Origin of the sequence: Brucella sp. MAB-22, assembly GCF_025908475.1 — a bacterium.
Lineage (GTDB): Bacteria > Pseudomonadota > Alphaproteobacteria > Rhizobiales > Rhizobiaceae > Brucella > Brucella anthropi.
Genome location: NZ_CP109782.1, coordinates 1467641 through 1480396, shown reverse-complemented (window position 1 = coordinate 1480396; position 12756 = coordinate 1467641). Strand labels below are relative to the sequence as shown.

Below are 12756 nucleotides of genomic sequence, written 5' to 3'. Positions count from 1 at the left end.
GCGCCACGGTATTGCCGCGGCGCGCCCGTATAATCGTTTCCAGAATATGCGGAACACGGTTCCGCACCGGAAACGAAACTACGGCAAGCCAGTTCATAACTGCGTAGTACCGCGATTTCTTTTCAGGATGGCAAGGATTTTCAGCTTGTCATCGACGACACAGGGCGACGGATCGCCCTCAAGGAGAACGGCATGAACCAAGAGGTCATGAATCTTTTCAATCCTCAGGCTCCGGCACAGACGTTCGATTCCATCAGAATCTCGATTGCCAGCCCTGAGAAGATTCTGTCCTGGTCATACGGCGAGATCAAGAAGCCGGAGACGATCAACTACCGCACGTTCAAGCCTGAACGCGATGGTCTCTTCTGCGCGCGCATCTTTGGCCCGATCAAGGACTATGAATGCTTGTGCGGCAAGTACAAGCGTATGAAATACAAGGGCATCATCTGCGAAAAGTGCGGCGTGGAAGTCACGCTCTCGCGCGTTCGTCGCGAGCGCATGGGCCACATCGAACTCGCAGCCCCGGTTGCCCACATCTGGTTCCTGAAGTCGCTGCCGAGCCGTATCGGCACGCTCCTGGACATGACGCTCAAGGATATCGAGCGCGTCCTGTACTTCGAGAACTACATTGTTACCGAACCGGGCCTGACCTCGCTGAAGGAGCATCAGCTTCTTTCGGAAGAGGAATACATGATCGCCGTCGATGAATTCGGCGAAGATCAGTTCACGGCTCTCATTGGTGCTGAGGCTATCTACGAGCTTCTGGCTTCGATGGAACTCGAAAAGATTGCCGCTGATCTGCGCGTCGATCTGGCCGAGACCACCTCGGACCTGAAGCAGAAGAAGCTGATGAAGCGTCTGAAGATCGTCGAAAACTTCCTGGAGTCGGGAAACCGCCCGGAATGGATGATCATGAAGATCGTTCCGGTTATTCCGCCGGATCTGCGTCCGCTCGTGCCGCTGGATGGCGGTCGTTTCGCGACGTCGGATTTGAACGATCTCTATCGCCGCGTCATCAACCGTAACAACCGTCTGAAGCGCCTGATCGAACTGCGCGCTCCGGGCATCATCATCCGTAACGAAAAGCGCATGCTGCAGGAAGCTGTGGACGCGCTGTTCGATAACGGCCGTCGTGGTCGCGTCATCACGGGTGCTAACAAGCGTCCGTTGAAGTCGCTGTCCGATATGCTCAAGGGCAAGCAGGGTCGCTTCCGTCAGAACCTGCTCGGCAAGCGCGTCGACTATTCCGGTCGTTCGGTCATCGTGACCGGTCCGGAACTCAAACTGCACCAGTGCGGCCTGCCGAAGAAGATGGCGCTCGAACTGTTCAAGCCATTCATCTACGCGCGTCTTGACGCCAAGGGTTACTCCTCGACCGTCAAGCAGGCGAAGAAGCTGGTTGAAAAGGAACGTCCGGAAGTCTGGGATATCCTCGACGAAGTGATCCGTGAGCATCCGGTTCTTCTGAACCGCGCGCCTACGCTGCACCGTCTTGGTATCCAGGCCTTCGAACCCACCCTGATCGAAGGCAAGGCTATCCAGTTGCATCCGCTCGTTTGTACGGCGTTCAACGCCGACTTCGACGGTGACCAGATGGCTGTTCACGTTCCGTTGTCGCTCGAAGCCCAGCTTGAAGCACGCGTGCTGATGATGTCGACCAACAACATCCTGCATCCGGCCAACGGCGCACCGATCATCGTTCCTTCGCAGGACATGGTTCTCGGCCTCTATTATCTGTCCATCGTGGCAGACAAGGAGCCGGGCGAGGGCATGATGTTCGCCGATATGGGCGAGCTGCAGCATGCGCTTGAAAACAAGGTCGTCACGCTGCACACCAAGATCAAGGGCCGTTTCAAGACGGTCGATGCCGAAGGCAAGCCTGTGTCGAAGATCTACGACACGACGCCTGGCCGCATGATCACCGGTGAGCTGCTGCCGAAGAACGTCAACGTGCCTTTCGACATCTGCAATCAGGAGATGACAAAGAAGAACATCTCCAAGATGATCGATCACGTCTACCGCCATTGCGGTCAGAAAGAGACGGTTATCTTCTGCGATCGCATCATGCAGCTCGGCTTCGCGCATGCCTGCCGTGCAGGCATTTCCTTCGGCAAGGATGACATGGTCATTCCGGATACGAAGGCGAAGATCGTTGCCGACACCGAAGCGCTTACGACCGAATACGAACAGCAGTACAATGACGGCCTGATCACTCAGGGCGAAAAGTACAACAAGGTCGTCGACGCCTGGGGCAAGGCTACCGACAAGATCACCGAAGAGATGATGGCGCGCCTGAAGGCCGTCGAATTTGATCCGGTGACCGGTCGCCAGAAGCAGATGAACTCGGTCTACATGATGTCGCATTCGGGTGCCCGTGGTTCGGTCAACCAGATGCGTCAGCTGGGCGGCATGCGTGGCCTTATGGCCAAGCCGTCGGGTGAAATCATCGAAACCCCGATCATCTCGAACTTCAAGGAAGGCCTGACCGTTAACGAGTACTTCAACTCGACCCACGGCGCCCGTAAGGGTCTGGCAGACACCGCCTTGAAGACGGCTAACTCGGGCTACCTGACCCGTCGTCTCGTTGACGTTGCACAGGATGCGATCATTTCGGAAGTCGATTGCGGCGCCGAAATCGGTCTCACCATGCAGCCGATCGTCGACGCTGGCCAGATCGTGGCTTCGATTGGCCAGCGCGTTCTGGGTCGTACGGCTCTCGATCCGATCCTGCATCCGACCACTGGCGAAGTCATCGTCGAGGCTGGCCGCATGATCGAGGAAAAGGACGTCGAGATCATCGAGAAGGCTGCCATCCAGTCGATCCGCATCCGCTCGGCCTTGACCTGCGAAACCCGCAACGGCGTTTGCGCCAAGTGCTATGGTCGCGACCTTGCACGCGGTACTCCGGTCAACCAGGGTGAAGCTGTCGGCGTTATCGCCGCTCAGTCGATCGGCGAGCCGGGCACTCAGCTCACCATGCGTACCTTCCACCTTGGCGGTACTGCACAGGTTGTTGACAGCTCGTATCTCGAAGCTTCGTACGAAGGCACCGTCAAGCTGCGTAACCGCAATGTGGTTCGCAACTCCGATGGCAACCTCGTGGTGATGGGCCGTAACATGGCTGTGCTGATCCTCGACAATACGGGCAAGGAACGTGCGGTCCATCGCGTGACCTACGGTTCGCGTCTGTTTGTTGATGAGGCCGACACGGTCAAGCGCGGCCAGCGTATTGCCGAGTGGGATCCGTACACCCGTCCGATCATGACCGAAGTTGAAGGCTACGTTGAGTTCGAAGATCTCGTCGATGGTCTCTCGGTTTCGGAATCGGCTGACGAGTCGACCGGTATCACCAAGCGCGTCGTTATCGACTGGCGTTCAACCCCTCGCGGTTCGGACCTCAAGCCTGCCATGGTCATCAAGGACAAGGCTGGCAAGATCCTGAAACTGTCGAAGGGTGGCGATGCCCGCTTCATGCTCTCCGTGGAATCGATCCTTTCGGTCGAGCCGGGCGCGCATGTTAAGGCTGGTGACGTTATCGCCCGTCTGCCGATGGAAAGCGCCAAGACCAAGGACATCACCGGTGGTCTGCCGCGCGTTGCGGAACTGTTCGAAGCACGTCGTCCGAAGGACCATGCCGTCATCGCCGAGATCGATGGTACCGTTCGTTTCGGTCGCGACTACAAGAACAAGCGTCGCATCATCATCGAGCCGAACGACGACACGATCGAGCCGGTCGAGTATCTCATTCCGAAGGGCAAGCCGTTCCATCTTCAGGACGGTGACGTCATCGAAAAGGGTGAGTACATCCTCGACGGTAACCCGGCACCGCATGACATTCTGGCGATCAAGGGCGTCGAAGCTCTGGCTTCGTACCTCGTGAACGAAATCCAGGAAGTCTATCGTTTGCAGGGCGTTTTGATCAACGACAAGCACATCGAAGTGATTGTTCGTCAGATGCTGCAGAAGGTGGAAATCACGGAATCCGGCGATACCGGTTACATTCCGGGCGACCACGTCGACCGTATCGAGCTGGAAGAGATCAACGAACGTCTTATCGAAGAAGGCAAGAAGCCGGGTTCCGGTAATCCTGTCCTCCTCGGTATCACCAAGGCTTCGCTGCAGACGCCTTCGTTCATCTCGGCTGCGTCGTTCCAGGAGACGACCCGCGTGCTTACCGAAGCTGCGGTTGCCGGCAAGATGGACACGCTGCAGGGTCTCAAGGAAAACGTTATTGTCGGCCGTCTTATCCCGGCCGGTACTGGCGGCATGACCAACCAGATCCGTCGCATCGCAACTGCACGCGACGAGCTGATTATCGATGAGCGCCGCAAGTCTTCGGGTTCTACCGAAGCCAATGCAATGCTGGTCGATATGACCAACAACGCTGCCGAGTAAGATCGACAGATATGAAACTGAAAAAGGCCGCCTTTCGAGGCGGCCTTTTTGCATTTCGATACTTCCTGCAGAAGCGGTGCTGTTTGATGCTGGATAAAAAATGCCGGTCGGAACCGGCACTTTCTTCTGATACTTATTCTTCTTCGTCGTCGCCGTCGAACTCGATCAGCGCGACTTCGCCGCTGAGCGCGGTGGCCCAGGCACTCTTGTGCGGCTCTTCTTCCGGTTCTTCGGTCAGCGTGCCCATCTCGAGAAGCTCGGCTTCATGGTAGCCTTCTTCGGCAAGAATGCTGAGGACCGTCTGGACGAGATCTTCATCCTCGTCCGATTTCAAAAGCAGGTGCACTTCTACCGGAGATTCTTCACCTTCATTCCAGACGTCAGCAATGACGAGATGGACGGTTGGCGAATCGTCGCCGGCTGTTGGGGATGTGGAAGACATTGAGAAACCCTTAATATTCTGTTGCGTTTCGACTCAGATGTGCTTCAATAACCTTTACCAAGTGGCTGCGCCATGCTTGCATAGGAAAATGACGGTTTTGATCGCGAAATATTAGCGAATAGACGTCAAATGCGGCGCAATAACCTGTCCGGGCGAAGCCAAAACGCTGGTTTCGGACCTTCGTTGAAGAAACTTGAGCCGCTGCCCTTGACGAAACGTCGCTAAAGACGTATCAGCACCCCATCTGAGCCGATGTGAGACAAGCTTTTTCGGGGCGACGCGCCCTGAAGTTCATCTCAAACAGGGTTCGTTTTACGATCGAAATGCAACTTGCCGTTCGCATGAAGCGTCAGCTTCCTCTGCTTTTGTTCGGGGTGGTCACCGGTTGTCGTGACTTGTCCCGAATTCGTGCATCAGCATGGCGGTGAAACGGCCCGTATGGGCGTGGATACGAGATTTTTTATAGAGGAAGGTTGTATGCCAACCGTAAACCAGCTTATCCGCAAGCCGCGCATTGCGCCGGTAAAGCGTAATAAGGTTCCTGCACTGCAGGCAAACCCTCAGAAGCGCGGCGTTTGCACCCGCGTTTACACGACGACCCCGAAGAAGCCGAACTCGGCTCTCCGTAAGGTTGCCAAGGTTCGTCTGACGAACGGCTTCGAAGTCATTGGTTATATCCCTGGTGAAGGGCATAACCTGCAGGAGCACTCCGTCGTCATGATCCGCGGCGGTCGTGTAAAGGACTTGCCGGGTGTGCGTTACCACATCATCCGCGGCGTTCTCGATACCCAGGGTGTCAAGAACCGCAAGCAGCGCCGTTCGAAGTACGGTGCAAAGCGTCCGAAGTAAGATTTTCCGGGGATACCGGCCGCCAGAGGGCGAGCTGAGCCCGATGTAATTGAAAGAAGAGACGAAATGTCCAGACGCCATAAGGCTGAGAAGCGTGAGATCAATCCGGATCCGAAGTTCGGCGATCTCGTTATCACGAAGTTCATGAATGCAGTCATGCTTCATGGCAAGAAGTCGGTTGCTGAAAGCATCGTTTACGGTGCGCTCGATGTAATCGAAGCTAAGGCCAAGTCCGAGCCGGTCGCGCTGTTCCATCAGGCGCTCGACAACGTAGCTCCGCACATCGAAGTCCGTTCGCGCCGCGTTGGTGGTGCAACCTATCAGGTTCCGGTTGATGTGCGTCCAGAACGCCGCCAGGCACTTGCCATCCGTTGGCTCATCAATGCTGCTCGTGGCCGTAACGAGACGACGATGATCGATCGTCTTTCCGGTGAGCTGCTTGACGCTGCTAACAACCGTGGTTCTGCTGTGAAGAAGCGTGAAGACACGCACCGCATGGCTGAAGCCAACCGCGCCTTCTCGCATTACCGCTGGTAATCGTCGAAACCTATTCAAAGAGCGACTATCATGGCCCGCGAATATAAAATCGAAGACTACCGCAATTTCGGTATCATGGCTCACATCGACGCCGGTAAGACGACGATGACCGAGCGCATTCTGTTCTATACCGGTAAGAACCATAAGATCGGCGAAACCCACGATGGTGCGTCGACCATGGACTGGATGGAGCAGGAGCAGGAACGCGGTATCACCATCACGTCCGCTGCCACGACCACGTTCTGGCAGGGTCAGGATGGCAAGAAGCGCCGCTTCAACATCATCGACACGCCGGGCCACGTTGACTTCACGATTGAAGTTGAACGTTCGCTCCGCGTTCTCGACGGCGCAATTGCACTGCTCGACGCCAACGCTGGCGTTGAGCCTCAGACCGAAACCGTGTGGCGTCAGGCTGAAAAGTACCACGTCCCGCGTATGGTCTTCGTCAACAAGATGGACAAGATCGGTGCCGATTTCTACCGTTGCGTAGAAATGGTCGGTTCGCGTCTTGGCGCAGTAGCACTTCCGGTTCAGCTGCCGATCGGCGCTGAAAACGAGTTCGAAGGCGTCATCGACCTGATCGAAATGAAGGCTCTGACCTGGGATGGCACGATCGGCGCAGCTGCGACCGTTGGTGAAATTCCTGAGCACCTCAAGGATCAGGCTGAAGAATACCGCGAAAAGCTCATCGAGCTGGCTGTGGAAATCGACGAAGCTGCCATGGAAGCTTACCTCGAAGGCACAATGCCTACGAACGAACAGCTCCGTGCGCTGATCCGTAAGGGCACCATCGAGGTCAAGTTCCACCCGATCCTTTGCGGTACCGCGTTCAAGAACCGTGGCGTTCAGCCGCTTCTCGACGCTGTTGTGGAATTCCTTCCAGCTCCGACCGACGTGCCAGCGATCAAGGGCATCGACGTCAAGACGGAAACCGAAACCACTCGTGAATCTTCGGATGAAGCACCGCTTTCGATGCTCGCATTCAAGATCATGAACGACCCGTTCGTTGGTTCGCTGACCTTTGCTCGTATCTACTCGGGCAAGCTGACCAAGGGCGTTTCGCTCGAAAACACCGTCAAGGGCAAGCGTGAGCGTATCGGCCGTATGTTGCAGATGCACTCCAACAGCCGTGAAGACATCGAAGAAGCCTTTGCAGGCGACATCGTTGCTCTGGCTGGCCTCAAGGAAACCACCACTGGCGATACGCTCTGCGATCCGCTGAAGCCGGTTATCCTCGAGCGCATGGAATTCCCGGATCCGGTTATCGAAATCGCTATCGAGCCGAAGACCAAGGCCGACCAGGAAAAGATGGGCATTGCGCTCAATCGTCTGGCAGCCGAAGATCCTTCTTTCCGCGTCAAGTCGGACGAAGAATCCGGTCAGACCATCATCGCCGGCATGGGCGAACTTCACCTCGACATTCTCGTCGATCGCATGAAGCGCGAATTCAAGGTTGAAGCCAACGTCGGTGCCCCGCAGGTTGCTTACCGTGAATCGATCACCCGTCAGGCTGAAATCGATTACACCCACAAGAAGCAGTCGGGTGGTTCGGGTCAGTTCGCTCGTGTTAAGATCATCTTCGAACCGCATGATGGCGACGATTTCATCTTCGAATCGAAGATCGTCGGCGGCTCGGTTCCGAAGGAATACATTCCGGGTGTCCAGAAGGGTATCGAAAGCGTCATGGGTGCAGGCCCGCTGGCTGGCTTCCCGATGCTCGGCGTGAAGGCCACCCTGATCGACGGCGCATACCATGACGTTGACTCGTCTGTTCTCGCCTTCGAAATCGCGTCCCGTGCAGCGTTCCGTGAAGGTGCGCAGAAGGCAGGCGCTCAGCTCCTCGAGCCGATCATGAAGGTCGAGGTTGTCACGCCGGAAGATTACGTTGGTGACGTTATCGGCGATCTGAACTCGCGTCGCGGTCAGATTTCCGGCACCGAAGCCCGCGGCATCGCCACGGTCGTCAATGCAAATGTTCCACTCGCCAACATGTTTGGTTACGTGAACAACCTGCGTTCGATGTCCCAGGGCCGTGCACAGTACACGATGCAGTTCGACCATTATGAGCCGGTTCCGACGGCGGTCGCACAGGAAATCCAGAAGAAGTTTGCGTGACCTAAGGGTCACGCTCCCAATTAAAAGAATGCCTGAGCAGGCTAAATTTACGGAGAGCTCAAATGGCAAAGAGTAAGTTTGAACGTACGAAGCCCCACGTTAACATCGGCACGATTGGTCACGTTGACCATGGCAAGACGTCGCTGACTGCAGCGATCACGAAGTTTTTCGGCGAGTTCAAGGCGTATGACCAGATCGACGCCGCTCCTGAAGAGCGCGCCCGCGGCATCACGATCTCGACGGCACACGTCGAGTACGAAACGCCGAACCGTCACTATGCACACGTCGACTGCCCAGGTCACGCTGACTATGTGAAGAACATGATCACCGGTGCTGCCCAGATGGACGGCGCAATTCTGGTTGTTTCGGCCGCTGACGGCCCGATGCCGCAGACCCGTGAGCACATCCTGCTCGCTCGTCAGGTTGGCGTTCCGGCAATCGTCGTGTTCCTGAACAAGTGCGACCAGGTTGACGATGCAGAACTGCTCGAACTGGTTGAACTGGAAGTACGCGAACTTCTGTCGAAGTACGACTTCCCGGGCGACGAAGTTCCGATCATCAAGGGCTCGGCTCTTGCTGCTCTGGAAGATTCTTCGAAGGAACTGGGCGAAGACGCCGTTCGTTCGCTGATGGCCGCTGTTGACGATTACATTCCGACCCCGGAACGTCCGATCGACCAGCCGTTCCTGATGCCGATCGAAGACGTGTTCTCGATCTCGGGCCGTGGTACGGTTGTGACGGGTCGCGTTGAGCGCGGTATCGTCAAGGTTGGTGAAGAAGTTGAAATCGTCGGCATCAAGGCGACGGCGAAGACGACGGTTACCGGCGTTGAAATGTTCCGCAAGCTGCTCGATCAGGGCCAGGCTGGCGACAACATCGGCGCTCTGATCCGCGGCGTTGGCCGTGAGGACGTTGAACGCGGCCAGGTTCTCTGCAAGCCGGGTTCTGTGAAGCCGCACACCAAGTTCAAGGCAGAAGCCTACATTCTGACCAAGGACGAAGGTGGCCGTCATACGCCGTTCTTCACGAACTACCGTCCGCAGTTCTACTTCCGCACGACGGACGTGACCGGTGTTGTCACGCTGCCGGAAGGCACGGAAATGGTTATGCCTGGCGACAACGTCGCTATGGACGTCACCCTGATCGTGCCGATCGCCATGGAAGAGAAGCTCCGCTTCGCTATCCGTGAAGGCGGCCGCACCGTCGGTGCAGGCATCGTCTCCTCGATCATCGAGTAATGAAGGTTTGTGCAGGAACGCTCGCTTTGGAGCGAGCGTTCCCGCGTAACAAGGAACAGATGAAATGAACGGTCAAAACATCCGCATTCGCCTCAAGGCGTTTGATCATCGGATCCTTGACGCTTCGACGCGGGAAATCGTGTCGACTGCCAAGCGTACCGGTGCAAATGTGCGCGGACCGATCCCGCTTCCTACGCGGATCGAGAAGTTCACGGTTAACCGGTCGCCGCACATCGACAAGAAGAGCCGCGAGCAGTTCGAGATGCGCACGCACAAGCGTCTTCTCGATATCGTTGACCCGACCCCGCAGACGGTGGACGCGCTGATGAAGCTCGATCTGTCCGCCGGTGTCGATGTCGAGATCAAGCTTTAATCGGCTTGAGGACGGAAGGAACGAACCCGATGCGTTCAGGTGTTATTGCACAGAAGCTGGGCATGACCCGCGTCTATAACGACGCCGGCGAGCATGTGCCGGTGACGGTTCTCCGCATGGAGAATTGCCACGTGGTAGCTCAGCGTACAGTTGAAAAGAATGGTTACACGGCTGTTCAGCTTGGCGTTGGACTTGCCAAGGTAAAGAACACGTCCAAGGCTATGCGCGGTCATTTCGCGAAGGCCGAGGTCGAGCCGAAGGCGAAGGTCGCGGAATTCCGCGTTTCGCCGGACAACCTCCTCGAAGTCGGCGCTGAAATCACCGCCGAACACTTCGTCGCCGGCCAGAAGGTCGATGTGACGGGTACTTCGATTGGTAAGGGCTTTGCTGGTGTTATGAAGCGTCATAACTTCGCCGGTCATCGCGCTTCCCATGGTAACTCCATTACCCACCGCGCTCACGGCTCGACCGGTCAGCGTCAGGACCCGGGTAAGGTGTTCAAGGGCAAGAAGATGGCTGGTCACATGGGCCAGACCCGCGTAACCACGCAGAATATTGAAGTTGTCTCGACGGACAGCGATCGCGGCCTCATTCTGGTTCGCGGTGCGGTTCCTGGCTCCAAGGGCGCCTGGATCATCGTGCGCGATGCGGTAAAGGTCTCGCTGCCTGAGAACGCGCCGAAGCCGGCCGCTCTGCGTGCAGGTGCCGCGAAGGCTGAAGCTGTCGCGACTGAGGGAGCCGAATAATGGATCTCACGATTACCACTCTTGAAGGCAAGGATGCCGGCAAGGTCAAGCTGAACGAAGAAATCTTCGGCCTCGACCCGCGTGACGACATTCTTCAGCGCGTTGTACGCTGGCAGTTGGCTCGCCGCCAGCAGGGCTCCCATAAGGCTCAGGGCCGTGGCGACGTAAGCCGCACCGGCGCAAAGATGTACAAGCAGAAGGGTACGGGTCGCGCTCGTCACCATTCCGCTCGCGCTCCGCAGTTCCGCGGTGGTGGTCAGGCTCACGGACCGGTTGTCCGTTCGCACGATCACGATCTGCCGAAGAAGGTTCGCGCTCTTGGCCTGCGTCATGCCCTGTCTGCAAAGGCAAAGGCATCTGACCTGATCATCATCGATGATCTGGCTGCAACGGAAGCCAAGACGAAGCAGCTTGTTTCGCAGTTCGCCAAGCTCGGTCTTGAAAATGCACTCGTCATCGGCGGTGCAGAGATCGACGTGAACTTCCAGCGCGCGGCTTCGAACATCCCGAACATCGACGTTCTGCCGGTGCAGGGCATCAATGTTTACGACATCCTTCGCCGCGGCAAGCTCGTTCTTTCCAAGGCGGCTGTCGAAGCCCTCGAGGAGCGTTTCAAATGACTGATCTTCGCCATTACGACGTGATCGTCAGCCCGGTTATCACCGAGAAGTCCACCATGGTTTCCGAACACAACCAGGTTGTCTTCAACGTAGCCCGCAAGGCAACGAAGCCGGAAATCAAGGCTGCAGTCGAAGCGCTGTTCGGCGTCAAGGTTACCGCAGTCAACACTGCAGTGCGCAAGGGTAAGGTTAAGCGGTTCCGCGGCCTTATCGGGCGCCAGAGCGACGTCAAGAAAGCGATCGTTACTTTGGCCGAAGGCCAGAGCATCGACGTTTCGACCGGTCTCTGAGAGGCCATGGAGTAAGAGACAATGGCACTCAAGCATTTTAATCCGATCACGCCAGGCCAGCGTCAGCTGGTCATCGTGGACCGTTCGGGACTCTACAAGGGCAAGCCGGTCAAGTCCCTGACCGAAGGTCTGTCCAAGAAGGGTGGCCGTAACAACACCGGTCGTATCACTGTTCGCTTTCAGGGCGGTGGTCACAAGCGTACGTACCGTTTCATCGATTTCAAGCGTCGCAAGCTTGACGTCGTCGGCACTGTCGAACGTCTGGAATACGATCCGAACCGCACCGCGTTCATCGCGCTGATCCGTTACGAAGACGGTGAACTGGCATACATCCTGGCTCCGCAGCGTCTGGCTGTTGGTGACAAGGTTGTTGCAGGCAACTCCGTCGACGTGAAGCCGGGCAACGCAATGCCGCTCGCTTCCATGCCGGTTGGCACGATCGTTCACAACGTCGAACTGAAGCCTGGCAAGGGCGGTCAGATCGCTCGTTCGGCTGGCACCTACGCCCAGCTGGTTGGTCGCGATCAGGGCATGGCCATTCTGCGCCTCAACTCCGGTGAACAGCGTCTGGTTCCAGGTGCCTGCTTCGCTTCGGTCGGTGCAGTGTCCAACCCGGACCACGGCAACATCAACGACGGTAAAGCCGGTCGTTCGGTGTGGCGTGGCAAGCGTCCGCACGTTCGCGGCGTTGCAATGAACCCGGTCGATCACCCGCATGGTGGTGGTGAAGGTCGTACCTCGGGTGGTCGTCACCCTGTCACTCCGTGGGGCAAGCCTACGAAGGGCAAGAAGACGCGCTCGAACAAGTCGACCGACAAGTTCATCATGCGTTCGCGCCATCAGCGCAAGAAGTAAGAGAGGTAGTCTGAAGTGGCTCGTTCAGTTTGGAAAGGTCCGTTCGTCGATGGCTATCTTCTCACGAAGGCTGAGAAGGTACGCGAAGGCGGTCGTAATGAAGTTATCAAGATGTGGAGCCGTCGCTCCACCATCCTGCCGCAGTTTGTCGGTCTGACTTTCGGCGTCTACAACGGCAACAAGCATGTGCCGGTGTCGATTTCGGAAGAAATGGTCGGACACAAGTTCGGTGAATTCGCGCCTACACGTACCTATTACGGTCACGGCGCGGACAAGAAGTCGAAGAGGAAGTAACG

At 56.9% G+C, this 12756-nt stretch carries 12 protein-coding genes; 11 read left to right on the top strand and 1 reads right to left on the bottom strand.

Annotated features, from left to right (window positions below; translation table 11 throughout):
* Positions 1–192: 192 nt before the first annotated feature.
* Positions 193–4395: a DNA-directed RNA polymerase subunit beta' gene (gene rpoC / locus OHI65_RS16710; RefSeq protein ID WP_012091907.1), complete on the top strand. Its 4203-nt coding sequence runs from the start codon at positions 193–195 to the stop codon at positions 4393–4395.
* Positions 4396–4528: 133 nt separating this feature from the next.
* On the opposite strand, the gene OHI65_RS16705 is transcribed toward rpoC, so the two are convergent.
* A complete protein-coding gene (locus tag OHI65_RS16705; RefSeq protein ID WP_125300182.1) occupies positions 4529–4837 on the bottom strand; it encodes a hypothetical protein in 309 nt (102 codons plus the stop codon).
* A gap of 477 nt (positions 4838–5314) precedes the next feature.
* On the opposite strand from OHI65_RS16705, the gene rpsL reads away from it, so the two are divergent.
* The 10 genes from rpsL to rpsS all read left to right on the top strand — a co-directional run bounded on the left by rpsL (position 5315) and on the right by rpsS (position 12754).
* Positions 5315–5686 carry a 30S ribosomal protein S12 gene (rpsL, locus tag OHI65_RS16700; RefSeq protein ID WP_006471111.1) on the top strand — a complete coding sequence of 124 codons (372 nt, stop codon included), beginning with the start codon at positions 5315–5317 and terminating at the stop codon, positions 5684–5686.
* 66 nt (positions 5687–5752) lie between these two features.
* Positions 5753–6223: a 30S ribosomal protein S7 gene (rpsG, locus tag OHI65_RS16695; RefSeq protein ID WP_010659910.1), complete on the top strand. Its 471-nt coding sequence runs from the start codon at positions 5753–5755 to the stop codon at positions 6221–6223.
* Positions 6224–6253: 30 nt separating this feature from the next.
* A complete protein-coding gene (fusA, locus tag OHI65_RS16690) occupies positions 6254–8338 on the top strand; it encodes an elongation factor G (protein ID WP_010659911.1) in 2085 nt (694 codons plus the stop codon).
* Between the two features lie 62 nt (positions 8339–8400).
* A complete protein-coding gene (gene tuf / locus OHI65_RS16685; RefSeq protein WP_012091906.1) occupies positions 8401–9576 on the top strand; it encodes an elongation factor Tu in 1176 nt (391 codons plus the stop codon).
* A 64-nt stretch (positions 9577–9640) separates the two neighbouring features.
* The gene (gene rpsJ / locus OHI65_RS16680) at positions 9641–9949 is read left to right on the top strand and encodes a 30S ribosomal protein S10 (RefSeq protein WP_002964363.1); all 309 of its coding nucleotides are present in this window, start codon (positions 9641–9643) and stop codon (positions 9947–9949) included.
* A 29-nt stretch (positions 9950–9978) separates the two neighbouring features.
* Complete coding sequence (rplC, locus tag OHI65_RS16675) at positions 9979–10695, top strand: 50S ribosomal protein L3 (RefSeq protein ID WP_012091910.1); 717 nt, start codon at positions 9979–9981, stop codon at positions 10693–10695.
* Positions 10695–11315: a 50S ribosomal protein L4 gene (rplD, locus tag OHI65_RS16670; protein WP_010659915.1), complete on the top strand. Its 621-nt coding sequence runs from the start codon at positions 10695–10697 to the stop codon at positions 11313–11315. Before rplC ends, rplD begins: the two co-directional genes overlap by 1 nt.
* Positions 11312–11605, top strand: a complete 294-nt coding sequence (locus OHI65_RS16665) for a 50S ribosomal protein L23 (protein ID WP_006467028.1) — start codon at positions 11312–11314, stop codon at positions 11603–11605. The genes rplD and OHI65_RS16665 overlap by 4 nt, the downstream gene beginning before the upstream one ends.
* 21 nt (positions 11606–11626) lie before the next feature.
* Positions 11627–12460, top strand: coding sequence for a 50S ribosomal protein L2 (gene rplB, locus OHI65_RS16660; RefSeq protein WP_010659916.1), 834 nt, complete (start codon positions 11627–11629; stop codon positions 12458–12460).
* Positions 12461–12475: 15 nt separating this feature from the next.
* Positions 12476–12754 carry a 30S ribosomal protein S19 gene (gene rpsS, locus OHI65_RS16655; RefSeq protein WP_010659917.1) on the top strand — a complete coding sequence of 93 codons (279 nt, stop codon included), beginning with the start codon at positions 12476–12478 and terminating at the stop codon, positions 12752–12754.
* Positions 12755–12756 lie beyond the last annotated feature (2 nt).